The following is a 24,997-nucleotide window of genomic DNA, read 5'->3' as shown; positions in this document are numbered from 1 at the left end:
TCCGCCCCAACACAGGGCCTGACCATGACCTCACCATCCCCCTATTCAGCCGAAGTTGCCGAACAGCGTCACCAGGAGTGGCTACGCTTTGTGTCGCTGCTGCAGGAGGCTTACGCCCAGGACCTGCATCTGCCTCTGTTAAATCTGATGATGACGCCGGACGAGCGGGAAGCGCTGGGTACCCGGGTACGTATTATTGAAGAGCTGCTGCGCGGCGAGATGAGCCAGCGGGAGCTGAAAGGCGAGCTGGGTGCCGGTATCGCCACCATCACCCGTGGTTCGAACAGCCTGAAAGCGGCGCCGGTTGAGCTGCGCCACTGGCTGGAACAGGTGCTGCTCTCTTCTCAGCGATAAACCTCGTTGTGGAAGGGGCTGAGAGCCAGCATCACCGCCTGCTGGTAAACGCTGCTTCGGGTCAGTTTACCGGCGGTAAAGATACCGATGGCGCCCTCTTTGCGTCCTGGCTCGTCGATGCCGCTGAACTGCGCCATCACCGGGCCTAACGCTTCACCGGCATACACTTTTTCAAGAATGACCTCCGGCAGCGGCAACGTTGCCGAGCGGGCTTCTCCGCGCTGTTCCGCACTCTCGATCACCACCCAGCTAAAGGTACTGCCTTCGTCGATCCCGGCTTCAATGGCGACCCAGAAATCGGCTTCTGGCTGCGCCTTGCGGGCATTGACCGCGCGATTTCGTGCGCCAGCCCGCGTTTCTTCGCTGCCGAAAGGCTGTTCCGAGACGCCGCTCTCGACGGAGACGGACTCGATATGGCAGGATCCTTCCCCGAAAATCTCGTTGAATGCCTGCAGAATTGCCTTAATTTTGGCGGGATTAGTGGTAGCTGAGACAACATGGTGCATAATCTATACAGTCTGCGTTGCGTAACGGCTACCTGGCCGTAGGGCGACACAGCTTCCTCCTATAAGAAATTGTCATCGCAGTATAACGGATAAAAAATATGTTACAGGTATACCTGGTTCGCCACGGTGAGACGCAGTGGAACGCCGAGCGACGTATTCAGGGCCAGTCCGACAGTCCGCTAACAGAAAAAGGCGAACAGCAGGCCTGGCAGGTGGGTGAGCGCGCGAAAACGCTGGGCATCACCCATATTATCTCCAGCGACTTAGGTCGCACCCGCCGCACGGCTGAGATCATCGCCGACGCCTGTGGCTGCGGCGTGACCTTCGATCCTCGCCTGCGCGAGCTGGACATGGGGGTGCTGGAAAAGCGCCATATCGAATCCCTGACCGAAGAAGAAGAGAACTGGCGTCGTCAGCTGGTTAACGGCACGGCGGACGGTCGCATTCCCGACGGTGAGTCCATGCAGGAGATGAGCGAGCGTATGCACGCCGCGCTGACAGCCTGTCTGGAGCTGCCAAAAGGGAGTCGCCCGCTGCTGGTGAGCCACGGCATGGCGCTGGGCTGTCTGGTGAGTACCATTCTGGGTCTGCCCGCCTTTGCGGAACGCCGCTTACGCCTGCGCAACTGCTCGATTTCCCGCGTGGACTATCAGCAGAGCCCGTGGCTGGCGTCAGGCTGGGTGGTGGAAACCGCAGGGGATGTGTCGCATCTTGACGCCCCTGCACTGGATGAGCTGCAGCGTTAACGACGTATCGGGATCAGGTATTCGCCACGAATATGGGTTGGCGGCTCCTGGTCCAGGTCACGTGACGTATTTTTGACGTAGAAGCGCTCGATATCGGGGCCGCTGCGGCGGATCAAATTCAGCGTCGGCATGCAGGTGCCGTACAGCATCAGGATAAACTCCTGCAGCCCTGAAGCCAGTCCTTCATAGGTGAAGATCACGTACTCGCCGCCTTCGAGTGTCACCGGCTGCGCGTTCAGCAGGTGCCCGTTAGCCGTTTCCGCTGCCACGGCCGTGGTATAGAGCACCTCCTGTTCGTCATCCTTTTCCAGGCTTGGGCGCGTTGCGTTGAGCCCATAAAGTACCGGCGGTATGCTCGGCGTGGTGCCGAGGAACTGCCGCCAGAACTGGATACGCATCTGAGTACGGAAGTCGGAAATCTCTTCCAGCGAGCAGGTATAGCTCTGGGTGACGCCGACAAGCGGCGTGGCGGGCAGCGTGATGAAGGCATGCTTCGGCAGCGGCGCGTTGTCCAGACGCAGCGGCGGGTGCATGCCGTACGCGTTCCACTCCGGCGAACGGCGGTAGAACGCCGGCGTCTGGGCGAACTGCTTTTTAAAGGCGCGGGTAAAGGTCTGCTGCGAATCAAAGCGATACTGCAGCGCGATATCCAGGATCGGGCGGGCGGTAAGGCGCAGCGCAACGGCGGATTTACCCAGGCGACGGGCGCGAATATAGGCGCCAATAGCCTCTCCGGTCACGTCTTTAAACATACGCTGCAGGTGCCACTTGGAATAGCCGGCTTTTGCCGCCACATTATCCAGAGAGAGTGGCTGATCCAGATTTCCTTCCAGCCATGCAAGGAGATCGCGAATAATCCCAGCCTGATCCATATAATATCCTCATCCTTTAACCGCGAGTACCTGACATCAGGTGATGTGGATAATAGCATTTTTTAATGTCTGCGCATTCGCTCCCCTGGCCGCGTATCCGCATGTTTCTGTCATATTCTTTAGCATCATTTATGTAATACTGTGATCTTAAAGAATTTTATCCTGAAACGATGATTAATTACGCTGCTGAATTTTTAAAAATGGTAACAATATGAAATACAAGAGTTTAGTGATGGGATTGTTGCTGGCGGTCGCCGGTCAGTCCGCCTGGGCCGAAGAAATTGGCTCTGTTGACACCGTATTCAAAATGTTTGGCCCGGATCATAAAATCGTCGTTGAGGCGTTCGACGATCCCGATGTTAAAAATGTGACCTGCTATATCAGCCGCGCAAAAACCGGCGGTATCAAGGGCGGTCTGGGACTGGCAGAGGACACCTCCGATGCGGCCATTTCGTGCCAGCAGGTGGGGCCGGTCGAACTGACAGACAAAATCAAAAATGGCAAGGCGCAGGGGCAGGTCGTGTTCCAGAAACGCACGTCGCTGGTGTTTAAAAAGCTGCAGGTGGTTCGTTTCTACGACGCCCGCCGCAACGCGCTGGCCTATCTGGCCTACTCCGATAAAGTGGTCGAAGGATCGCCAAAGAACGCGCTGAGCGCGGTGCCGATTATGCCGTGGCGTGAATAACAGGGAAGAGAGATGCAACAACCGCTGATATGGCTGGTGGAAGATGAGGTCAGTATTGCCGAGACGCTGGTCTACATGCTGCAGCAGGAAGGCTTTACGGTGAATACCTTTGGCCGCGGGCTGCCGGTGCTGGAGGCCGTGCGCCATCAGCAGCCTGACCTGGCGATCCTCGATGTGGGACTGCCGGATATCAGCGGTTTTGAGCTTTGTCGGCAATTGCTGGCGCGCCACCCCGGCCTGCCGGTGCTGTTCCTGACGGCGCGCAGCGATGAGGTGGATAAGCTCCTCGGACTGGAGATAGGGGCTGACGACTATGTGGCTAAACCCTTTTCTCCCCGCGAGGTCTGCGCCAGAGTGCGCACGATCCTCCGTCGGCTGCAAAAATTCTCTGCCCCACCGCCGGTGGTGCGGGTGGGGCATTTCGAACTCAACGAACCCGCCGCCGCTATTCAGTGGTGCGGCCAGCCGTTGCTCCTGACCCGCTATGAATTTTTACTGCTGAAAACCCTGCTCCTGTCGCCCGGGCGCGTCTTCTCGCGTCAGCAGCTGATGGACAAGGTGTGGGGGGACGATCAGGACAGTTTCGACCGGACCGTCGATACCCATATCAAAACCCTGCGCGCCAAGCTGCGGGCCATTAATCCCGACATCTCCCCGATTGGCACCCATCGCGGGATGGGATACAGCCTGGAGAGCCGCTAATGCGGATTGGCATGCGCCTCCTGCTGGGCTATTTCCTGATCGTCGCCGTGGCGGCCTGGTTTGTGCTGTCGATTTTCGTTCAGGAGATCAAACCCGGCGTCCGGCGGGCAACCGAAGGCACACTGATTGATACCGCCACGCTGCTTGCCGCCGTGGCGCGTGACGATCTGCTCTCGGGGCAGGCGCAGAACGGGCGGCTGGCCCGGGCGTTTGCCGAACTGAATAAGCGGCCTTTTCGCGCCGATATCGGCGGCATTCATAAAGTCCGCAACGAATATCATGTCTATATGACGGACGGGCAGGGAAGAGTGGTGTTCGATTCGGCGGGCAGGGCGCTGGGGCAGGACTATTCTCGCTGGAATGATGTCTGGCTGACTCTCAGAGGCGAGTACGGCGCGCGCAGTAGCCTGGCCGATCCGAACGATCCGGCCAGTACGGTCATGTACGTTGCCGCGCCGATTAACGACGGCGGGCGGATTATCGGCGTGCTCAGCGTCGGTAAGCCTAACCTGGCGATGGCGCCGGTGATCAAACGCAGCGAACGGCGTATTTTGTGGGCCGGTGCGGCGCTGCTGGGGATTGCGCTCCTGACCGGGTTTGCGATGGTATGGTGGATCAACCGCTCCATCGGCACCCTTTCCCGCTATGCCGATTCCGTCACCACCGACAAACCGCTGCCGTTACCCGATCCGGGCAGCAGTGAGCTGCGCAAGCTGGCGCAGGCGCTGGAAAGCATGCGCCTGCGGCTGGAGGGCAAAAACTACATTGAGCAGTATGTCCACGACCTGACGCACGAGCTGAAAAGCCCGCTGGCGGCGATACGCGGCGCGGCGGAAATTCTGCGTGAAGGGCCGCCGCCGCCGGTGATCGCCCGGTTTACGGACAATATTCTGGTGCAAAATGCGCGGATGCAGGCGCTGGTGGAGAAACTGCTGGCGCAGGCGCGGCTGGAGAACCGGGTTGAGATCGCCCATACGCCGGTGCCGCTGGCCGCGCTGTTTGAGCGCCTGCGGGAAGAGCGCAGCGTGATGCTGAATGCCCGACAGATCGCGCTGGACTGTGACGATGCCCGGCTCAGCGTTGACGGCGATGCCGGGCTGCTGCATCAGGCGCTGGGTAACCTGCTGGATAACGCCATCGACTTTACGCCGCCGGGCGGGGAGATTGCGCTGAGCGCCGAGGCCCATCAGGGTACGGTGACCCTGCGCGTGGTGGATTCCGGCAGCGGTATTCCCGACTTTGCGCTGGCGCGCATCTTCGAGCGCTTTTATTCGCTGCCCCGTGATAACGGCCTGAAAAGCAGCGGTCTGGGGCTGGCCTTCGTCCAGGAAGTGGCGCGTCTGCATCAGGGGGACATCCATTTACGTAACCGCGAGCAGGGCGGTACGGAAGCGATACTGACACTTCACCGTCCCTTCACATAACTTCAAACTGACCCCACATAGCCTCGCTACTCTGTGCCCATCACAAAGGAGAAGGCTATGATGAAATCCCCCCTGTTCTGGAAGGCCAGCACCCTGATTGGATGTATTGTGCTGCTGCTTATTCCGTTAACCCTGGTCAGCATGCTGGTGAACGGGCGTGAAGGTTACCGTTCTGACGTTGAGGATGCCCTGCGCCAGAGTACCAGCGGGCCACAAAAGCTGGTTGGTCCGCTTATCGCCATTCCGGCAACGGAGATCTATACCCGTATTGAAGAAGGCAAAGAAGTTGAGCATAAGCGCAGCTTTATTCACTTCTGGCTGCCCGAGTCGCTGATGGTGGACGGCAATCAGAACGTTGAATCGCGCAAAATCGGCATTTATGAAGGGCAGATCTGGCATAACGATATCGGTTTAAAAGCCCAGTTCGACAGCAGCAAGCTGGAGTCACTCCAGGGCGAAAATATCATCCTCGGTAAGCCCTACATCGTGGTGGGCGTCAGCGACGCACGCGGTATTGGGACCGTCACCGCCTCGATTGATAAAGGGGATGCGCTGACGGTCGAACCGGGTTCAGCGGTATCCGGGGATCTGCAGGGATTGCATATTCCACTGTCGGAGGGGGTACTACAGCAGGGCAAGCTTAACGTTGACCTCTCTCTGCAGTTAAGCGGGACGGGAAGTTTCTCGGTGGTGCCGCTGGGCCGCAATAGCGAACTCTCTCTGCAGAGTAACTGGCCGCATCCTGGCTTTGTCGGTAGCTTCCTGCCGGTAACGCGCAAGATTAGCGATACGGGCTTCCAGGCGCAGTGGAAAAGTAGCTGGTTTGCCAACGATCTGGGTAGCCAGTTCAGTGACACCGGCAGAGTGCCCTGGTACAACCTGAAGGCATTCAGCGTTTCGGTCGCGACGCCGGCCGATCAATACCAGCTGACGGATCGTGCGCTTAAATACGCTATCCTGCTGATTGTACTTACCTTTATGGCCTTCTTTATTTTCGAAACCTTAACGGCGTTGCAGCTTCACCCGATGCAGTATCTGCTGGTCGGCCTGTCGCTGGTACTGTTCTATCTGGTTCTGCTGGCGCTTTCTGAGCATATCGGTTTTACGCCCGCCTGGATCGCGGCAAGCCTGGTCGGGGCATTAATGAACGGCACCTATCTGCAGGCGGTACTGAAGGGCTGGCGCAATAGCCTGCTGTTTACCGGCGCACTGCTGGGGCTGGATGGCGTGATGTGGTTCCTGCTGCGCTCGGAAGACAGCGCGCTACTGCTGGGCACGGGCGTACTGTTGATAGCGCTGTTTGCGGTGATGTTCCTGACGCGAAACTTTGACTGGTACTCTCTGTCCCGACCAAAAGTGGCTGCGGATAAACCCTCCGGGGACGATGAACCGCTGCGGGTCTGGAAGTAAACCTGGCGCGTCATTCAGGCCCGGACTGTGCCTGAATGACTAGCTCTGGAGGTGGCGATGGCGCGTAATATAGAGTGCTGCCGCCAGTGAACCACAGAAAATGACCAGCTTCAGGATAAGATAGATAAGTGGATCATCGGGGCTGTTGGCAAAGTTTCCCATAAACCAGTACGTCAGGCGCAGGCTGCTCCAGCCAATGGCCAGAGTCAGCAGCAGTACCCGCGTGAATCTGCGCATGACTGGCTCGTTCAAAGGAAAAAACGGGCGCTTTGGCGGAGGGTGACGGTAATGCCCCACAGCAGCGGTAGCCCGACGATAAGCCAGGCGATAACGGCCCAGGGATAGCTGCTCCGGTTCGCCTGCCATTCCAGCGGCAGGCTCGGATCGGGTGTATACACGGAGGTGGCTTCCTGTAGCTGCGCTTCGGTCATGGCATATTTTGCCGGAACCGGCCTGACCAGCAGATTGCAGATAAAGCCAGTGCACAGCAGTATCGCCAGCACGTATAACGTCGTGTCATAGATGCGGGCCGGGGCGATCCCCAGCGCCAGCTGGTATTCGCGCAGATAATTCACCAGGACGGGGCCAAGGATCCCGGCCGCGGACCAGGCGGTGAGGAGCCGACCATGGATGGCTCCAACCATCTGCGTGCCGAAGAGATCGGCAAGATAGGCCGGGATCGTGGCAAAGCCGCCGCCGTACATGGAGATAATGACGCAAAAAATCAGCACAAACAGGAACAGGCTACTCTCGCTGCTGGCAAAGGTCGTGGCGAGATACAGCGCGGCACCGAGGGTAAAGAACACCGCAAAGGTGAGCTTCCTCCCGAGAAAGTCCGACAGGGAAGCCCAGAAGAAGCGGCCGCCAATGTTGAACAGGCTGAGCAGCCCGGTAAAGCCAGCGGCAATTGCCGCAATCTGGGTGAGCTGCGCGGCATTCAGCTGATGCCAGCTGAGCGTATTGCCCAGCAGTTTCCCCGCGAAAATCTCCTGCAGCATGGGGGAAGCCATGCCCAGTATGCCGATACCGGCCGAGACATTCAGGCACAGTACCAGCCACAGCAACCAGAACTGGCGGGTTTTACAGGCGACGCTGACGTGGACAGCGAGACGTTCCGTACCGGCTCCGGCTTTTTGTGAAGGCTGCCAGCCAAGGGGGCGCCAGCCAATCGGCGGAATACGGTAGCTCAGCGTTCCTCCGAGCATAAACACAAAGTAGATTATCGCCAGCGTGAGGAAGGTTTGCCATACGCCCTGACCGCCGTCGGCCGCCCAGAAGGTCATCAGCTTATTGGCGAAAGGCGCGCCAATCATTGCGCCGCCGCCAAACCCCATAATCGCCATCCCCGCCGCCATTCCGCGCTTATCGGGAAACCAGCGTAGTAGCGTGGAGACCGGTGAGATATAGCCCAGCCCGAGCCCGATTCCGCCAATCATGCCCGCGCCCAGCCACAGCAGCCAGAGCTGATGCTGATACACGGCAAGCGCAGCCAGCAGCAGGCCTCCGCACCAGCATGCCGTTGCGACCATCCCGACCTTGCGCGGACCGGCTTTTTCCAGCCACTGTCCCCATAAAGCCGCCGAGCAGCCGAGAAAAATAAAGAACAGCGTATAGGTCCAGCCCAGCAGAGAGATACGCCAGTCGCAGTTCGTGGCTGTGAGCTGATGCCAGACGGAACTCTCTATGGTACAGGGCCTGCCAATCAGCTGTGACATAGGAAGCCAGAACACAGAGAAACCGTAAGCCATCCCAATACAAAGGTGAATAGCCAGCGCGGCCGGGGGAACCAGCCAGCGGTTAAAACCGGGTCTGGCGATAATCCGTTTTTTATCAAAGAAGCCTGGGTGTACGTGCTGCATGGCGAGTCTCCTGCCAGGATAGTGAGATGTGTCTGGTAGCAAGGGACATGCCAGAGCGCAGCGGGCAGGGGGAAAAATGCGGCACGGTACGGGCTTTAAGCGTGGACGAAAAAGAGGTTATGCGAGACGAATCGCGTAAGCAGGATGGGGTAATTCAGAGGGGGTGAAACGGCAGATTGCTTTGTGAATCAGATTGATACAAACGCTCTCATTGTGAGAAAAAAACGGCGCCGAAGCGCCGTTCAGAGTGGTTTAATCCAGCAGGTCGCCGCAGAAACGGTAGCCTTCACCGTGAATGGTAGCGATGATTTCCGGGGTATCCGGAGTGGATTCGAAATGCTTACGGATGCGACGAATGGTTACGTCAACCGTACGGTCGTGCGGCTTCAGCTCACGGCCGGTCATTTTTTTCAGCAGTTCGGCACGGGACTGAATTTTGCCCGGGTTTTCGCAGAAGTGCAGCATCGCGCGGAACTCGCTACGCGGCAGCTTGTACTGCTCACCGTTAGGGCTGACCAGCGAGCGGCTGTTGATATCCAGCTCCCAGCCGTTGAACTTGTAGCTTTCAACGCTGCGACGCTCTTCGCTGACGGTACCCAGATTCATGGTACGGGACAGCAGGTTGCGGGCACGGATAGTCAGCTCGCGAGGGTTAAACGGTTTGGTGATGTAGTCGTCGGCGCCGATTTCCAGGCCGAGGATTTTGTCGACTTCGTTATCACGACCGGTCAGGAACATCAGCGCAACGTTAGCCTGCTCGCGCAGCTCGCGTGCCAGCAAAAGACCGTTTTTGCCGGGCAGGTTGATGTCCATGATCACCAGGTTTACATCATTTTCGGAGAGGATTTGATGCATTTCCGCGCCATCTGTCGCTTCGAATACATCATAGCCTTCCGCTTCGAAAATGCTTTTCAACGTGTTGCGTGTAACCAACTCGTCTTCAACGATAAGAATGTGCGGGGTCTGCATGTTTGCTACCTAAATTTGCCAACTAAATCGAAACAGGAAGTACAAAAGTCCCTGACCTGCCTGATACATGTCGCAAATTAACATGACCGGCGTAACATGACTAAAGTACGTAATTGCGTTCTTGATGCACTTTCCATCAACGTCAACAACATCATTAGCTTGGTCGTGGGTACTTTCCCTCTGGACCCGACAGTGTCAAAAACGGCTGTAATCCTAACCATTTTAACAGCAACATAACAGGCTAAGAGACACATAACACCCAATAAAACTACGCTTCGTTGACATATATCAAGTTCAATTGTAGCACGTTAACACTTTGATGAAATCATCGTATCTGAATGCTAGCTTTAATCACAATTTTTCAACAACTCAGATAGTTGCGCTGATTAACTGATAAACAGACTGAACCCTACTGGTGCAACGCGGGACGACTTAAATTACCATGAATAAACATAAGGATATGTTTGTTCTGTTAACATAGTTTTGGTGAATTGCATTCTGAAACAGATTAGCTCCTTTTAACTGTTTCGAAACGCAATTTCAACGGTTTTTGTTGCGGTTTTGTAATTTCGCGATGCGTAATATCTTGACGTTCAGGAGAAGCTTCGCGTGGTTGAAAAGAGAAGAGAAGGTAAAATGCGTTTATTAATTGTGCTGGTTGCGCCGGCGAGAGCCGAAAATATCGGGGCCGCCGCCAGGGCGATGAAGACCATGGGCTTTACGCAGATGCGCATTGTCGACAGCGAAGCCCATCTGCTGCCCGCGACGCGGATTGTGGCGCATGGCTCCGGAGATGTTATTGATAATATTGAAACTTACCCGACTCTGGCCGATGCGCTAAAGGATGTTGATTTCACGATCGCCACCACCGCCCGCAGTCGCGCACGCTTTCATTACTACGCCACGCCCCAGGAATTGCTGCCGCTATTAAGTGAAAAAGCGCAGTGGATGGGCACCGCCGCGCTGGTTTTCGGTCGCGAAGATTCCGGCCTGACCAATGACGAACTGGCCCTGGCCGATGTGCTCACCGGTGTGCCGATGGTGGCGGATTATCCTTCCCTGAATCTGGGCCAGGCGGTGATGGTGTATTGCTATCAGTTAGCGTCTTTAATGCAAACTCTGCCCGATGCGCGCCCCTCAGGTGATGACAATCAGTTGCAGGCCTTACGTATGCGCGGGTTGCGCCTGCTTGAGCGACTGGAGGTGACGGGCGACCTCAAACTGGCCGACTGGCTGCAGCAGCGTATCGGGTTGCTTGAGCAGCGGGACACGGCGATGCTGCACCGTTTACTGCACGATATTGAAAAAAAGCTCTCCGATTAAAATCCGGTAATAAGTTTTTTCTATGACGTTATGTTCTGTTTGTTTTGGATGGATTAGCGTATTTGGGTTAAAGAACCCCTCTTATTCAGTGGATATCCGAGAGCGATTAAAATGTGAGCAAATGCGAAATTCATTGACTTAAGCTGACGGATACTTTAACCGTATAGGCATACACGACAGGCAGTTTAAAATAACAGAGCACACAACATCCATGATTCGCATCAGCACAATCACCACGATTACAACCACCACCATTACCACAGGTATCGGTGCGGGCTGACGCGTACAGGAAACACAGAAAAAAGCCCGCACCGAACAGTGCGGGCTTTTTTTTCGACCAAAGATCACAGGGGTATACCATGCGAGTGTTGAAGTTTGGCGGTACATCAGTGGCAAACGCGGAACGTTTTCAGCGTGTTGCCGACATATTGGAAAGCAATGCCAGGCAGGGGCAGGTCGCTACAGTGCTCTCTGCCCCGGCAAAAATCACCAATCATCTGGTGGCGATGATTGAAAAAACCATTAGCGGGCAGGATGCCGTACCGAACATTAGCGACGCCGAACGTATCTTTGCTGACCTGCTCCAGGGCCTGGCTGACGATCAGCCTGGTTTCCCCCTCGCCCAGCTCAAAGCCTTTGTCGAACAAGAATTTGCGCAGATCAAACATGTCCTGCACGGCATCAGCCTGCTCGGCCAGTGCCCGGACGCTATCAATGCCGCGTTGATTTGCCGCGGGGAAAAGCTCTCTATCGCCATTATGGCGGGTCTGCTTGAAGCACGTGGCCACAAGGTCTCTGTGATCGACCCTGTGGAAAAACTGCTGGCGGTGGGCCACTACCTTGAATCCACCGTGGATATTGCCGAGTCTACCCGCCGTATCGTTGCCAGCCGTATCCCGTCAGACCATATGGTGCTGATGGCCGGGTTTACCGCCGGGAATGAAAAAGGCGAGCTGGTGGTGCTGGGTCGTAACGGCTCTGACTACTCGGCGGCGGTTCTGGCTGCCTGTCTGCGCGCCGACTGCTGTGAAATCTGGACCGACGTTGACGGGGTCTATACCTGCGATCCGCGTCAGGTTCCCGATGCGCGTCTGCTGAAATCCATGTCCTATCAGGAAGCGATGGAGCTGTCCTACTTTGGTGCTAAAGTTCTGCACCCGCGCACTATCGCGCCCATCGCCCAGTTCCAGATCCCTTGCCTGATCAAAAACACCGGCAACCCTCAGGCGCCGGGCACCCTGATCGGCGCCAGCCAGGATGAAGATGAACTGCCGGTGAAGGGGATCTCCAACCTCAATAATATGGCGATGTTTAACGTCTCCGGCCCGGGGATGAAAGGCATGGTCGGTATGGCGGCCCGCGTTTTTGCCACCATGTCACGCGCCGGTATTTCCGTGGTGCTGATCACCCAGTCCTCTTCCGAGTACAGCATCAGCTTCTGCGTGCCGCAGAGCGACTGTGCGCGTGCGAAAAAAGCGATGGAAGAGGAGTTCTACCTGGAGCTGAAAGAGGAGCTGCTGGAGCCGCTGGCCATTATGGAGCGTCTGGCGATTATCTCCGTGGTGGGTGACGGAATGCGTACCCTGCGCGGCATCTCAGCGAAATTCTTTGCCGCACTGGCCCGGGCGAATATCAATATCGTCGCCATTGCGCAGGGCTCCTCGGAGCGCTCAATTTCCGTGGTGGTCAGCAATGACGATGCCACCGTTGGCGTTCGCGTGACCCACCAGATGCTGTTTAATACCGACCAGGTGATCGAAGTCTTTGTTATCGGCGTTGGCGGCGTCGGCGGCGCGCTGCTGGAGCAGCTTAAGCGCCAGCAGGCATGGCTAAAAAGCAAACATATCGACCTGCGCGTTTGCGGCGTGGCAAACTCGAAAGCGCTGCTCACCAACGTTCACGGTCTGAATCTCGACAACTGGCAGGTCGAGCTGGCGGAGGCGAAAGAGCCGTTTAATCTGGGCCGTCTGATCCGCCTGGTGAAAGAGTACCATCTCCTGAACCCGGTTATCGTCGACTGTACGTCGCATCAGGCCGTGGCCGATCAGTATGCGGACTTCCTGCGCGAAGGTTTCCACGTGGTGACGCCGAACAAAAAGGCCAACACCTCGTCGATGGATTACTACCATCAGCTGCGTCACGCGGCCAGCAAATCCCGGCGCAAATTCCTCTACGACACCAACGTCGGCGCGGGCCTGCCGGTGATCGAAAACCTGCAGAACCTGCTGAATGCGGGCGATGAGCTGCAGCGTTTCTCCGGGATCCTGTCCGGTTCTCTGTCGTTTATTTTCGGCAAGCTGGATGAAGGGATGAGCCTCTCCGAAGCCACCGGCCTGGCGCGTGAAATGGGCTATACCGAACCCGATCCGCGTGAGGATCTCTCCGGGATGGACGTGGCGCGTAAGCTGCTGATTCTGGCCCGCGAAACCGGCCGTAGCCTGGAGCTCAGCGACATTGTCGTCGAGTCGGCGCTGCCGGAAAGCTTTGACGCCTCGGGCGATACCGACGCGTTTATGGCGCGTCTGCCGCAGCTTGATGCCCACTTCGCCGACCGCGTCGCGAAAGCGCGTGATGAAGGTAAGGTGTTACGCTATGTCGGGAATATCGAAGAAGACGGCGTCTGCCGGGTGAAAATTGCCGAGGTGGACGGTAACGATCCGCTGTATAAAGTGAAGAACGGCGAGAATGCGCTGGCCTTCTACAGCCACTATTATCAACCGCTGCCGCTGGTGCTGCGCGGTTACGGGGCGGGCAATGACGTGACGGCGGCGGGGGTCTTTGCCGACCTGCTGCGTACCCTGTCCTGGAAGTTAGGAGTTTAACATGGTCAAAGTGTATGCCCCGGCCTCCAGCGCCAATATGAGCGTTGGGTTTGATGTGCTGGGCGCGGCGGTCACGCCGATAGATGGAACCCTGCTGGGGGACAATGTCTCCGTTGAGGCGGCCGATAGCTTCAGTCTGCAAAACATCGGGCGCTTTGCCAGCAAACTGCCGACGGAGCCCCGCGAGAATATCGTCTATCAGTGCTGGGAGCGCTTCTGCCAGGAGATCGGCAAAACCATCCCGGTGGTGATGACCCTGGAAAAGAATATGCCGATTGGCTCCGGCCTCGGCTCCAGCGCCTGTTCGGTGGTCGCAGCCCTGGTGGCGATGAACGAATTCTGCGGCAAGCCGTTGAACGATGACCGCATGCTGGCGCTGATGGGCGAGCTGGAAGGGCGCATCTCCGGCAGCGTGCATTACGATAATGTCGCACCCTGTTTCCTCGGCGGCATCCAGCTGATGATCGAAGAAAACGGCATTATCAGCCAGCAGGTGCCAGGCTTTGATGAGTGGCTGTGGGTGCTGGCCTATCCGGGCATTAAGGTCTCAACGGCGGAAGCGCGGGCGATCCTGCCGGCGCAGTATCGTCGTCAGGACTGCATCGCCCACGGTCGCCATCTGGCGGGCTTTATTCACGCCTGCTATAGCCGCCAGCCGGAACTGGCGGCAAAGTTAATGAAGGACGTGATTGCCGAGCCGTACCGCACTAAGCTGCTGCCGGGCTTCCATGAAGCGCGCCAGGCCGTGGCCGATATCGGTGCGCTGGCCTGCGGTATTTCCGGCTCCGGGCCGACGCTGTTTGCGCTTTGCGATAAGCCGGACACCGCGCAGCGCGTTGCCGACTGGCTGGGTAAACACTATTTGCAGAATCACGAAGGCTTTGTTCATATTTGCCGTCTGGATACGGCAGGCGCACGGGTAACAGGATAAGACATGAAACTCTACAATCTTAAAGATCATAACGAGCAGGTCAGCTTTGCGCAGGCCGTCACCCAGGGTCTGGGTAAAAATCAGGGGCTGTTCTTTCCGCACGATCTGCCGGAATTCAGCCTGACCGACGTGGATGCGATGCTGGAGGAAGATTTCGTTCCCCGCAGCGCCAAAATTCTGTCCGCGTTTATCGGGGATGAAATTCCTCAGGAAATCCTCGAAGCCCGCGTGCGTAAGGCGTTTGCCTTCCCGGCCCCGGTGAGCCAGGTGCAGGAAGACGTCGGCTGTCTGGAGCTGTTCCACGGCCCGACCCTGGCGTTTAAAGATTTCGGCGGCCGCTTTATGGCGCAGATGCTGGGGCATATCAGCGGCGATAAGCCGGTAACCATCCTGACGGCGACCTCCGGCGATACCGGTGCTGCCGTGGCCCATGCGTTTTACGGCCTGCCAAACGTGCGCGTTATCATTCTCTATCCGCACGGCAAAATCAGCCCGCTGCAGGAGAAACTGTTCTGCACCCTGGGCGGCAATATTGAAACCGTCTCTATCGATGGCGACTTTGATGCCTGCCAGGCGCTGGTCAAACAGGCCTTTGACGATGAGGAGCTGAAGGTGGCTCTGGGTCTGAACTCGGCGAACTCGATTAACATCAGCCGTCTGCTGGCGCAGATCTGCTACTACTTCGAAGCCGTGGCGCAGCTGCCGCAGGAAGCCCGCAATCAGCTGGTTATCTCCGTTCCGAGCGGTAACTTTGGCGACCTGACCGCGGGTCTGCTGGCAAAATCCCTTGGCCTGCCGGTGAAGCGTTTTATCGCCGCCACCAACGCCAACGACACGGTGCCGCGCTTCCTGAAAGAGGGTGAGTGGACGCCGAAGACGACGCAGGCGACCCTGTCCAACGCCATGGACGTCAGCCAGCCGAATAACTGGCCGCGTGTGGAAGAACTGTTCCGCCGTAAAATCTGGCGTCTGGGCGATCTGGGCTATGCGGCCGTTGACGATGAGACCACCAAAGCGACCATGCGCGAGCTGAAAGCCCTGGGCTACACCTCTGAACCGCATGCGGCGGTGGCGTATCGTGCGCTGCGTGACCAGCTGAATCCGGGCGAGTACGGTCTGTTCCTCGGAACGGCCCATCCGGCGAAGTTCAAAGAGAGCGTTGAGGAGATTCTGGGCGAAACGCTGCCGCTGCCGAAAGAGCTGGCGGATCGTGCCGATCTGCCGCTGCTCTCCGAGCGTCTGCCGGCGGATTTTGCCGCGCTGCGTAAGCTGATGATGGCGAAGGCGTAATCTCTCCGTTTCCCCTCCGCGCGGGGGGAAACAGGGAGAGATTGTGTCGGGACCTTACTGCTCGTGGCGCTTAAAGACTTTCTCCTGCTCTGACGACGCGGCTTCGTCAAAGAAATAGCCTTCGCTGTCAAAGTCGTTCAGCTGTTCCGGCGTGGTCAGTCGATTTTCAATGATATAGCGACTCATCAACCCACGCGCTTTCTTGGCATAGAAGCTAATCACCTTGAAGGTGCCGTTTTTCTCATCGAGGAACACCGGCTTCACGATGTGCGCCTCCAGCTGCTTCGGCCGCACGGATTTGTAGTACTCATCCGAGGCGAGGTTAACCACCACATTGTCGCCCTGGTCGCGAAGCGCCTCATTCAGCTTGTCGGTAATAATATCCCCCCAGAACTGGTACAGATCTTTGCCGCGAGCGTTGGCGAGGCGGATCCCCATTTCCAGACGGTAGGGCTGCATCAGATCCAGCGGGCGCAGGACTCCATACAGGCCGGAAAGCATCCGCAGATGCTGCTGGGCAAAGTCAAAATCCGCCTCGCTAAAGGTTTCCGCCTGCAGGCCGGTGTAAACATCGCCTTTAAAGGCGAGCAGCGCCTGGCGGGCGTTATCCGGCGTGAAATCCGGCTGCCAGTCATGGAAGCGAGTGGCGTTGAGGTCGGCGAGCTTATCGCTGATGCCCATCAGTTTGCCGATCTGCGGTGCGGAGAGCTTGCGCGCTTCATGAATCAGCTGTTGGGAGTGATCCAGCAGTTCGGGCCGGGTAAAGCGGGTGGTTGCCAGCGGGCTTTGGTAATCCAGCGTTTTAGCCGGTGAAATCAGAATCAGCATATCCAGTCCTTGCGGGAAATTTCCCTGACTTTAGCAAAAAAAAGGCGGGAGTTGATCGATGGCTGCAATTGGGGGGCGATTTGTCCGGGAAAGCTGTCGCGCTCGGCGGCGGTTGCGCTGGTGACGCGTCGTGTTATCATCAGCAGAAGACCGGTTACATCCCCCTAACAAGTATACTTGTCATATCCTGCGTCGCAGGTTGTCTGCGGCACGGTGTATCGAAGTATCGTTAAAAGAGAAACACTATCATGACGGATAAATTGACCTCCCTGCGTCAGTACACCACCGTAGTGGCTGATACCGGGGACATCGCGGCAATGAAGCTTTACCAGCCGCAGGATGCCACCACCAACCCTTCTCTGATCCTGGGCGCAGCGCAGATCCCGGAATACCGCAAGCTGATTGACGATGCGGTGACCTGGGCGCGTGGCCAGAGCAGCGATCGTGCGCAGCAGGTGATTGACGCGGGCGACAAGCTGGCGGTGAATATCGGTCTGGAGATCCTCAAGCTGATCCCGGGTCGTATCTCTACCGAAGTGGATGCGCGTCTGTCCTACGACACCGAAGCGTCCATCGCGAAAGCAAAACGTCTGATCAAGCTCTACAACGATGCCGGTATCAGCAACGATCGCATCCTGATCAAGCTGGCTTCCACCTGGCAGGGCATCCGTGCCGCTGAGCAGCTGGAAAAAGAAGGTATCAACTGTAACCTGACCCTGCTGTTCTCCTTCGCTCAGGCACGCGCCTGTGCCGAAGCGGGTGTGTTCCTTATCTCCCCGTTCGTTGGCCGTATCCTCGACTGGTACAAAGCCAATACCGACAAGAAAGAGTATGCGCCGGCTGAAGATCCGGGCGTGGTGTCGGTAACCGAGATTTACCAGTACTACAAAGCACACGGCTACGAGACTGTGGTGATGGGCGCAAGCTTCCGTAACCTCGGTGAAATCGTTGAGCTGGCTGGCTGTGACCGCCTGACCATCGCGCCGGCCCTGCTGAAAGAGCTGGCGGAAAGCGAAGGCGCGCTTGAGCGTAAACTGTCTTACAGCGGTGAAGTGAAAGCGCGTCCGGCGCGTATCACCGAAGCCGAATTCCTGTGGCAGCACAACCAGGATCCGATGGCGGTGGACAAACTGGCGGACGGTATCCGCAAGTTTGCCGTTGACCAGGAAAAACTGGAAAAAATGATCGGCGACCTGCTGTAATCATTTCGCGTGGCCGCTCTGCGGCCACGCAACTCCCGCGAATTTTTGTCTCTCTTCCCCACCTGCGTGTATCATTCTGCTAACCGAAAAGTTTGTACGGAATTGATATGAACACATTACGCATTGGCCTCGTCTCCATCTCCGACCGCGCATCAAGCGGCATCTATCAGGACAAAGGCATTCCCGCCCTGGAAGCCTGGCTCTCGCGTGCGCTGACCACGCCCTTTGAACTGCTGACCCGGCTTATCCCCGACGAGCAGGCCATCATTGAGCAGACCCTGTGTGAGCTGGTGGACGAAATGAGCTGCCATCTGGTACTGACCACCGGCGGTACCGGGCCTGCGCGACGTGACGTGACGCCGGACGCAACCCTGGCCATTGCCGATCGTGAAATGCCGGGCTTTGGCGAGCAGATGCGACAGATCAGCCTGCATTTTGTCCCCACCGCGATCCTGTCGCGCCAGGTCGGGGCGATCCGCAAACAGGCGCTGATCCTCAACTTACCGGGGCAGCCGAAGTCGATTCAGGAGACGCTGGAAGGCGTGAAGGCCGAGGACGGTAAGACGCTGGTAGCGGGGATTTTTGCAAGTGTACCGTATTGTGTACAGTTGCTGGAAGGGCCGTATGTGGAGACCGATCCGCAGGTGGTAGCAGCATTTCGTCCCAAAAGCGCAAGGCGCGAAACAATATCCTGAATCTGACGCTTTCCTGACATAACCTCCATCGGCTGTGGCGTGACTATTTATTTACGGTATAGTAAATCCAGGTTTACATAACCCGAATAAATAAATTCACCTTCGCCTGTTTACAAATGGTTCGTTATGTCAAAACACACGCGTCCTCTTAATCGTCAGGACTATAAAACGCTGACCCTGGCCGCCCTCGGTGGCGCGCTGGAGTTCTACGATTTTATTATCTTCGTCTTCTTCGCTGCGGTCGTCGGGGAGCTGTTCTTCCCGGCGGATATTCCCGAATGGCTCCGTCAGGTTCAGACCTTCGGCATTTTTGCCGCGGGCTATCTGGCGCGTCCGCTGGGTGGGATCATCATGGCGCACTTCGGCGATCTGGTCGGGCGTAAAAAGATGTTTACCCTCAGTATCCTGCTGATGGCGTTACCGACGCTGGCTATCGGCCTTCTGCCGACCTATGCCACGCTGGGGATCGCTGCTCCGCTGTTACTGCTGCTGATGCGTGTCCTGCAGGGCGCGGCGATTGGCGGTGAAGTGCCGGGTGCCTGGGTGTTTGTCGCCGAGCACGTGCCGGAACGGCGGATTGGTATCGCCTGCGGCACGCTGACCGCTGGCCTGACCGTAGGCATTCTGCTGGGCTCGGTCGTCGCGACGCAGGTGAATACCCAGATGTCGCAGCAGGCGGTGCATGACTGGGGCTGGCGTCTGCCGTTCCTGCTGGGCGGGGCGTTTGGTCTGGTGGCGATGTATCTGCGGCGCTGGCTGCAGGAAACGCCGATCTTCCTTGAGATGCAGCAGCGTAAAGCCCTGGCTCAGGAGCTGCCGGTAAAATCCGTGGTGCTGGAGCATAAGAAAGCGGTGGTGGTTTCCATGCTGCTGACCTGGCTGCTCTCCGCCGGGATTGTGGTGGTGATCCTAATGTCGCCGGTCTGGCTGCAAAAACAGTACGGCTTCGCGCCGGCGCTGACCCTGCAGGCGAACAGCATCGCCACTATTATGCTCTGCTTTGGCTGTCTGATTGCGGGTCTGGTCGTGGACAGGATCGGAGCCAGTAAAACCTTTATCACCGGCAGCATTCTGCTGGCCTGCTCAAGCTGGCTGTTCTATCACCTGGTCGGCAGCCGCCCGGACCTGCTGTTTGCTCTGTATGGCCTGGTCGGGCTGTGCGTGGGCGTGGTGGGTGCGGTACCTTACGTGATGGTTCGCGCTTTCCCGGCGGCGGTGCGTTTTACCGGGATCTCGTTCTCTTACAACGTCTCCTACGCCATCTTCGGCGGACTAACGCCGATTGCGGTGACGTTGCTGATGAGCGTCTCGCCGATGGCTCCGGCCTGGTATGTGCTGGCGCTGTCGCTGGTGGGGCTGGCGCTGGGGTTGTGGTTACGCCATGACCGCACGGAGGCTGGCGTCTCTACGCCAGTCGAATCCGCAAGTCAGGCGCATTAACGCGCTTTCGCCGCGCGTTTGCCCAGTACAAAGCAGACCATCGGCAGCGGGAGCGTCACGAGAAGCAGCATCCATAGCAGGGTATAGACCGCATCGACACCGTCGTTTTGCAGGTTGGTGTATAGTTTGACGGGAATACCCTGCGGGAAATAAGCAAAGATCATCACGATGCCAAACTCGCCAACGGCCCGCACCCACGCGAGCGTCACGGCGGAGGCCAGGCCGGGCAGAGCCAGCGGCAGCGTTAACAAACGAAAGCGATTCCAGCCCGACGCGCCCAGCGTCTGGCCCGCTTCGAGGATCTCTTTGGGGACGGTAGCAAAGGCGGATCGCGCCACTACAATAAAGTACGGCAGCGCGCCGTAAACCTGGGCCAGCACAAAGGCTGCCGGGTTGTTCACCAGCGTCGCACCCAGAACCGACAGCCACTGCCCAAACAGACCGTAGGGACCGAACGCCGAAACCAGCAAAATACCCATTGCCAGCGGCGGCGTCAGAAGCGGGACCATCACCAGCAGTTCGCCCGCGATCCTTTTTTTCCCCGTCGCCTGCGAAAGCCACCAGGCCACCGGTACGCCGATAAGAATAATCATCCCCAGCGACAGAAGTCCGAGACCGAGAGAGATGGCAATCGCATTGTCGTCCCGCCACGCCAGCCGTAAATGACGCCACGGCGTGACGTTAATCAGGGTAATAAACGGAATGCTTAGCAGCAGGATAGCGGGCAGAGAAAGCCAGCCCGCAACCCAGCCCGGACGTCTTAGCGGGCGTATAGGTTATCCCCTTTTGGCGCGGCGTAACCGTAATCGTTAAACAGCTTCTGTCCTTCTGCGCTCTGCATAAAGGTGACAAATTTCTGGCCCTGATCCACGCCGTTCGGCGCATTTTTCAGTACCGCGGCATAGAAAACCATCGGCTGGGTATGCAGCACCTGATCTTTGCCCTGGCTGTCTTTGATGGTGAAACTGACCGTGTCATACCACTGTTTCGCCATTGACGGATTGCTCAGGTTCACTTCATCCGGTAGGGCCACATAGGGCAGATGAGCGGAACGGACTTCACTCTCATAGCCTGCTGCGGCATCCACCTGACCACTTTCGAGGCGAGCCAGCAGACCGCCTTCCTGATGCGTCTGCTGCGGATTTTGCAGCGAGCCTAAGATCTTATCGGCGATACCCGGCTGCTGGTAATACTTCTCAGCCAGCATCAGGGAGAACACAATATTCTGGCCTTTCGGGTCGACGTAGGGATCGGTACGGCCGAAGGAGATATCTTTCTGCGCCAGTAAATTCAGCCATGAGCCATCTTTCTTCTGGCTGGCTTCCTCAAACTGCTTGCTGTATTTCCCTTTCGGGCTATAAGCCACCACCATACTGGTACTGGCGACCGGCACGGCATCGTCGATCAGCCCGGCGTCTTTCAGTATCTGCATCGGCCCGGGGGTGATGGAGACAAACACATCGGCTTCCAGCTTATGGCTTGCCAGCAGTCGCGCCATCCCGTAGGCACCTTGTCCTTGCCCCTGATATTCGCCGCTGTCCGCTTTTGCAAACGCCGGGCCCAGGCCCTGATCCATCACCTTGCCCATTGAACCGGCGTAGGTCACGCGAATATCTTTTGCCATTGCGGCGGGAGCGCACTGCACCAGTACCAGCGCCAGCAGACCCAACTTCATTTTTCCAGAAATCATAAAATCATCTCGTTATGTATTTAATTGCATAACGAGTTTCCGGAAAATACGCGATCGTGACAATTGATACGACCCGGCTGTTGATGCGGGGTTGATAAAAAAAAGCGCCATCGATTGATGGCGCTTATCATTTTAATGGGATGGGGTGTAGCTCAGGATAATGTTGTCATCCGGAATGTTGGTGAAGTTGCGAATAATCGCGTGGTAGTCATCCTGCGGATTCAGATCGTTAAACAGCGTCGGGTAGAAGATTTTACTCAGCGTTTCAATGGCGACGATGTTGTACGGATTGTTGTAGAAATGGTGATACAGCGCGCCGGTATGGCCTTGTGCGACGGCGGGAATGCTGGTCACACCCTGGCGCGCCAGCAGCGCGTTAAAGGCGGAAGCGACGTCGTTCTGCGCCACGTTATAGCCGAACGGGATAATCGCGGTGCCTTTGCCCGGGCGTTTGGAACCGGTCATCAGGTAGTAGTCCGGGTTCAGCGAAATAATTTTCTCCACGGATACCGTTCCGGTCGCGCCAGGCAGCAGCTGCGAACCGATATTGTTCCCGCCTGCGGCCTCTACCAGACCGCCCCAGCCGTTGTGGGCGTGGGTGAAGCAGCAGCCGTTATCCAGCCCGCCAACCCCGGCAATAGGTTCGATAAACACCAGCGGTTTTTTGTCGGCTTTCGCCATACGTTCGTGGAGTGTATCCAGACGCTTCTGATAAAAATCAACATAGGCCTGGGCGCGTTCATTCTGACCCAGCACTTTACCCAGCAGGGTGATACTCGGACGGGTATTTTCGACCGGATGCAGCTCATAATCGACGAAGACCACCGGGATATGCAGCGCGGCCAGTTTTTCCAGCACGCCGCTCTGGGTCAGCGAAGGTTTAGCGCGCAGCTGGGCGATCATCAGATCCGGCTGGCGGGAGATCACCGTTTCGAGATCGACATTGCCCTGATCGGAAAATTTCATATCGAGGATCTTTTCCGCCTCGGGCCATTTGCGCTTCAGGACATTCCAGGTCTCGGAATCCTGCTTTTTCGGCAGGTTGTTCCAGGCCACCACTTTCGCAAACGGATTGTCGCGCTCCAGCAGGGCGAGGGCGAAGATGTCGCGGCCATCCTGCAGGATAATGCGCTGCGGTTCGTGTTCAATCGTGACCGTCCGGTTATCGAGATCTTTTACCGTCACGGGCCAGTTCTGCGCCTGCGCGATAAACGGCGAAAGTAGTAATGCCAGTCCGCCTGCGGCTGCGATGATTTTCTTGATTGTCATTTACCCTGTCTTCCTTCTTCTTATGGCGTTAACCCGTCGACAACCACGTGTGGCAGCCCCCGGGAACAGTGTTCAACCCTGCCATCGACGCCATAGACCGTCGCCAGATTGGCAGGCGTCACCACCTCGCCCGGTATGCCGCTTGCCACCAGCGCACCGTTTTTCAGCATCAGCGCGTACTCCGCATGACGCAGGGCGATATTGATGTCGTGGATCACCACCACCGTGACGATATTCCGCCTGCGCGTTTCCCGGGCGACGATATCCATCACGTGGAACTGGTAATTGAGGTCAAGGGCGCTGAGCGGCTCATCCAGCAGGAGTAAATCCGGCTGGCGGATCAGGGACTGGGCCAGGCCAATCAGCTGCTTCTGACCGCCGGAAAGCTGGTCGAGATAGCTCATAGCCAGATGCGAAACGCCCAGCTTATTCAGGATATCGTACGCTTCTTGCTGGACATGGCCGCTGGACACCGAGCCGCTGGCCCGACGGGCAACGATCACCGATTCCAGGGCATGCAGATGCACGCCCTGCGGCAGAGACTGGGGCAGATAGACCACCTTTTTTGCCCGCGTAGCCGAAGGCAGCGACATCAGATCTTCCCCGTTGAGATACAGGGCGCCGCTGGCCGGATTTAAGTCGGCCAGCGCGCGCAGCAGGGTCGATTTCCCGGAGCCGTTCGGCCCAAGCAGGGCGGTGATCTGGCCGCGTGGCAGCAGCGGCGTATTCAGACCGGCAATGATTTTTTTGTTGCGGTAGCCGCTGTGCAAATCGCTAATGCGCAGTCCGTCGGTCATACGGTCCCCCGATTGCGAATAATAATGCTCAGGAAGAAGGGCACGCCCACCAGCGAGGTGACGATGCCGACGGGGATCACCACGCCCGGAACGATATTCTTTGAAAAGACCGAGGCAAGGGAGAGCACCAGGGCACCAATCAGCATACTGCCCGGCAGGTAAAAACGGTGATCCTCACCGAAGATCATGCGCGAGATATGCGGTGCCACCAGGCCAATAAAGCCGATGGGGCCGACAAAGGCGACGGTGAGCGCCGAGATAATACTGATACGCAGCAGCGTCGCGAGGCGCAGTTTTCTGACATTAATCCCAAAGCTGACGGCGCGGTCCTCGCCGAGGCGCAGGGCCGTCAGCTTCCAGGCGTTTTTCAGCGACAGAGGCACGATAATCAGCAGTGCCACGGCGAGAATGCCGAGCTTATCCCAGGACGCGCGGGCCAGACTGCCCATGGTCCAGAACACCAGCCCCTGAAGGGTATCTTCGCTGGCGACAAACTGCAGAATGGAAATCAGTGCGTTAAAAGTAAAGACCAGCGCAATGCCGAACAACACTACCCCGGAGGTGGCGACACGCGTCCAGCGGCTGATACCGTCCAGAACGAAGCAGGCCAGCAGGGCGAACACGAAGGCATTCGCCGGGATAAACCACTTATCGGCGATGCCGGGGATGCCCAGACCCAGCACAATCGCCAGCGCCGCGCCGAAGGAGGCCGCCGACGACACGCCGAGCGTAAAGGGGCTGGCAAGCGGGTTATTCAGGATGGTTTGCATCTCGGCACCGGCGAGCCCCAGCGCCATGCCCACGGCAATGGCCATCAGCGCGAACGGAAGACGGATCTCCCAGACAATGGTGCGCGTACCGATATCGGCAGCGGAGGCGTCAACCAGCGTATGCCAGAGAGTGGAGAGCGGGAGACCGGAGGGGCCTATCGTAAAGTCGAGAAGCAGAGAGCAGGCAATACACAGCAGAAGCACACCGGCTAAGGCGAAGCGTCTGATCAGTATCTTGCGATACTGGGAGGCAATAGCTGACTCGCCGGGCTGGGCGTCGTCGGCAAGGCTGGAATTCATGGGGTATCCCTATGCGAAACTACAGAATCGTTTTATCCCTTAAGGTTCCTTGATGGGAGCTGGCGGATATCCACTATCCGGAATGCGCCCGGTCAAAATATTCTGAGTGATAA

The 24,997-nt window shown here is 57.5% G+C and carries 26 protein-coding genes and 1 other annotated feature; of the genes, 15 read left to right on the top strand and 11 right to left on the bottom strand.

The window, feature by feature from the left end; all coding sequences use genetic code 11:
* The first annotated feature begins 24 nt into the window (after positions 1 to 24).
* Complete coding sequence (gene trpR, locus EDF81_RS13465; RefSeq protein WP_123348627.1) at positions 25 to 354, top strand: trp operon repressor; 330 nt, start codon at positions 25 to 27, stop codon at positions 352 to 354.
* Here the strand turns inward: trpR and yjjX are convergent.
* On the bottom strand, positions 345 to 860 hold the full coding sequence (gene yjjX, locus EDF81_RS13460) for an inosine/xanthosine triphosphatase (protein WP_123348626.1): 516 nt from the start codon (positions 858 to 860) through the stop codon (positions 345 to 347). The genes trpR and yjjX overlap by 10 nt on opposite strands.
* Before the next feature lie 98 nt (positions 861 to 958).
* Here yjjX and gpmB point away from each other — a divergent pair, with 98 nt between their 5' ends.
* Complete coding sequence (gene gpmB, locus EDF81_RS13455; protein ID WP_123348625.1) at positions 959 to 1,606, top strand: 2,3-diphosphoglycerate-dependent phosphoglycerate mutase GpmB; 648 nt, start codon at positions 959 to 961, stop codon at positions 1,604 to 1,606.
* Here the strand turns inward: gpmB and robA are convergent.
* The gene (gene robA / locus EDF81_RS13450; protein ID WP_123348624.1) at positions 1,603 to 2,478 is read right to left on the bottom strand and encodes an MDR efflux pump AcrAB transcriptional activator RobA; all 876 of its coding nucleotides are present in this window, start codon (positions 2,476 to 2,478) and stop codon (positions 1,603 to 1,605) included. The genes gpmB and robA overlap by 4 nt on opposite strands.
* Positions 2,479 to 2,689: 211 nt before the next feature.
* On the opposite strand from robA, the gene creA reads away from it, so the two are divergent.
* Genes creA through creD form a run of 4 tightly spaced genes read left to right on the top strand, consistent with a single transcriptional unit; the run spans position 2,690 to position 6,699 of the window.
* Positions 2,690 to 3,163: a protein CreA gene (gene creA, locus EDF81_RS13445; protein WP_123348623.1), complete on the top strand. Its 474-nt coding sequence runs from the start codon at positions 2,690 to 2,692 to the stop codon at positions 3,161 to 3,163.
* Between the two features lie 12 nt (positions 3,164 to 3,175).
* Positions 3,176 to 3,865 (top strand): two-component system response regulator CreB, encoded by a 690-nt coding sequence (gene creB / locus EDF81_RS13440; RefSeq protein ID WP_123348622.1) that lies wholly within the window; start codon positions 3,176 to 3,178, stop codon positions 3,863 to 3,865.
* A complete protein-coding gene (creC, locus tag EDF81_RS13435) occupies positions 3,865 to 5,289 on the top strand; it encodes a two-component system sensor histidine kinase CreC (protein ID WP_123348621.1) in 1,425 nt (474 codons plus the stop codon). Before creB ends, creC begins: the two co-directional genes overlap by 1 nt.
* A 57-nt stretch (positions 5,290 to 5,346) precedes the next feature.
* A complete protein-coding gene (gene creD, locus EDF81_RS13430) occupies positions 5,347 to 6,699 on the top strand; it encodes a cell envelope integrity protein CreD (RefSeq protein WP_123348620.1) in 1,353 nt (450 codons plus the stop codon).
* 39 nt (positions 6,700 to 6,738) lie between these two features.
* On the opposite strand, the gene EDF81_RS13425 is transcribed toward creD, so the two are convergent.
* From EDF81_RS13425 to arcA, 3 genes are all read right to left on the bottom strand, one after another.
* Positions 6,739 to 6,936, bottom strand: a complete 198-nt coding sequence (locus tag EDF81_RS13425) for a hypothetical protein (protein ID WP_123348619.1) — start codon at positions 6,934 to 6,936, stop codon at positions 6,739 to 6,741.
* A gap of 11 nt (positions 6,937 to 6,947) precedes the next feature.
* Positions 6,948 to 8,558: an OFA family MFS transporter gene (locus EDF81_RS13420; protein ID WP_123348618.1), complete on the bottom strand. Its 1,611-nt coding sequence runs from the start codon at positions 8,556 to 8,558 to the stop codon at positions 6,948 to 6,950.
* Between the two features lie 252 nt (positions 8,559 to 8,810).
* Entirely contained in the window at positions 8,811 to 9,527 is a 717-nt protein-coding gene (gene arcA / locus EDF81_RS13415; protein ID WP_123348617.1) for a two-component system response regulator ArcA, read from the bottom strand.
* Positions 9,528 to 9,623: 96 nt separating this feature from the next.
* Between arcA and yjjY the strand changes: the two genes are divergently transcribed.
* The 6 genes from yjjY (at position 9,624) to thrC (ending at position 15,893) form a co-directional block, all read left to right on the top strand.
* Positions 9,624 to 9,764: a protein YjjY gene (yjjY, locus tag EDF81_RS13410; protein WP_001541509.1), complete on the top strand. Its 141-nt coding sequence runs from the start codon at positions 9,624 to 9,626 to the stop codon at positions 9,762 to 9,764.
* A 399-nt stretch (positions 9,765 to 10,163) separates the two neighbouring features.
* Positions 10,164 to 10,850 (top strand): tRNA/rRNA methyltransferase, encoded by a 687-nt coding sequence (locus EDF81_RS13405; RefSeq protein ID WP_123348616.1) that lies wholly within the window; start codon positions 10,164 to 10,166, stop codon positions 10,848 to 10,850.
* A gap of 211 nt (positions 10,851 to 11,061) precedes the next feature.
* On the top strand, positions 11,062 to 11,130 hold the full coding sequence (locus tag EDF81_RS24130) for a thr operon leader peptide (RefSeq protein WP_221180823.1): 69 nt from the start codon (positions 11,062 to 11,064) through the stop codon (positions 11,128 to 11,130).
* Positions 11,069 to 11,185 (top strand) — a sequence feature (Thr leader region). Its footprint overlaps the gene before it by 62 nt.
* Positions 11,186 to 11,209: 24 nt before the next feature.
* Entirely contained in the window at positions 11,210 to 13,672 is a 2,463-nt protein-coding gene (thrA, locus tag EDF81_RS13400; RefSeq protein WP_123348615.1) for a bifunctional aspartate kinase/homoserine dehydrogenase I, read from the top strand.
* 1 nt (position 13,673) lies between these two features.
* Positions 13,674 to 14,603 carry a homoserine kinase gene (gene thrB / locus EDF81_RS13395; protein ID WP_123348614.1) on the top strand — a complete coding sequence of 310 codons (930 nt, stop codon included), beginning with the start codon at positions 13,674 to 13,676 and terminating at the stop codon, positions 14,601 to 14,603.
* 3 nt (positions 14,604 to 14,606) lie between these two features.
* Entirely contained in the window at positions 14,607 to 15,893 is a 1,287-nt protein-coding gene (gene thrC, locus EDF81_RS13390; protein ID WP_123348613.1) for a threonine synthase, read from the top strand.
* Positions 15,894 to 15,947: 54 nt separating this feature from the next.
* On the opposite strand, the gene yaaA is transcribed toward thrC, so the two are convergent.
* Positions 15,948 to 16,721 carry a peroxide stress protein YaaA gene (gene yaaA, locus EDF81_RS13385; protein ID WP_123348612.1) on the bottom strand — a complete coding sequence of 258 codons (774 nt, stop codon included), beginning with the start codon at positions 16,719 to 16,721 and terminating at the stop codon, positions 15,948 to 15,950.
* Positions 16,722 to 16,969: 248 nt separating this feature from the next.
* On the opposite strand from yaaA, the gene tal reads away from it, so the two are divergent.
* The 3 genes from tal (at position 16,970) to EDF81_RS13370 (ending at position 20,058) form a co-directional block, all read left to right on the top strand.
* Positions 16,970 to 17,923 (top strand): transaldolase, encoded by a 954-nt coding sequence (gene tal, locus EDF81_RS13380; RefSeq protein ID WP_123348611.1) that lies wholly within the window; start codon positions 16,970 to 16,972, stop codon positions 17,921 to 17,923.
* Positions 17,924 to 18,030: 107 nt separating this feature from the next.
* Entirely contained in the window at positions 18,031 to 18,618 is a 588-nt protein-coding gene (gene mog, locus EDF81_RS13375; protein ID WP_123348610.1) for a molybdopterin adenylyltransferase, read from the top strand.
* A 126-nt stretch (positions 18,619 to 18,744) separates the two neighbouring features.
* Positions 18,745 to 20,058, top strand: a complete 1,314-nt coding sequence (locus EDF81_RS13370; protein WP_123348609.1) for an MFS transporter — start codon at positions 18,745 to 18,747, stop codon at positions 20,056 to 20,058.
* Here the strand turns inward: EDF81_RS13370 and EDF81_RS13365 are convergent.
* The 5 genes from EDF81_RS13365 to EDF81_RS13345 all read right to left on the bottom strand — a co-directional run bounded on the left by EDF81_RS13365 (position 20,055) and on the right by EDF81_RS13345 (position 24,884).
* The gene (locus EDF81_RS13365) at positions 20,055 to 20,831 is read right to left on the bottom strand and encodes a molybdenum ABC transporter permease (protein WP_184999530.1); all 777 of its coding nucleotides are present in this window, start codon (positions 20,829 to 20,831) and stop codon (positions 20,055 to 20,057) included. The genes EDF81_RS13370 and EDF81_RS13365 overlap by 4 nt on opposite strands.
* The gene (locus tag EDF81_RS13360; protein ID WP_123348607.1) at positions 20,819 to 21,733 is read right to left on the bottom strand and encodes an extracellular solute-binding protein; all 915 of its coding nucleotides are present in this window, start codon (positions 21,731 to 21,733) and stop codon (positions 20,819 to 20,821) included. Before EDF81_RS13360 ends, EDF81_RS13365 begins: the two co-directional genes overlap by 13 nt.
* Before the next feature lie 147 nt (positions 21,734 to 21,880).
* On the bottom strand, positions 21,881 to 23,017 hold the full coding sequence (locus EDF81_RS13355) for an ABC transporter substrate-binding protein (protein WP_123348606.1): 1,137 nt from the start codon (positions 23,015 to 23,017) through the stop codon (positions 21,881 to 21,883).
* A gap of 20 nt (positions 23,018 to 23,037) precedes the next feature.
* Positions 23,038 to 23,814, bottom strand: coding sequence for an ABC transporter ATP-binding protein (locus EDF81_RS13350; RefSeq protein WP_123348605.1), 777 nt, complete (start codon positions 23,812 to 23,814; stop codon positions 23,038 to 23,040).
* On the bottom strand, positions 23,811 to 24,884 hold the full coding sequence (locus EDF81_RS13345) for an iron ABC transporter permease (RefSeq protein WP_123348604.1): 1,074 nt from the start codon (positions 24,882 to 24,884) through the stop codon (positions 23,811 to 23,813). The genes EDF81_RS13350 and EDF81_RS13345 overlap by 4 nt, the downstream gene beginning before the upstream one ends.
* Positions 24,885 to 24,997 lie beyond the last annotated feature (113 nt).

Source organism: Enterobacter sp. BIGb0383, assembly GCF_003751845.1.
Taxonomy (GTDB): domain Bacteria; phylum Pseudomonadota; class Gammaproteobacteria; order Enterobacterales; family Enterobacteriaceae; genus BIGb0383.
The sequence above is the reverse complement of the archived record's forward strand: the minus strand, read 5'-3'. Positions and strand labels throughout refer to the sequence as shown.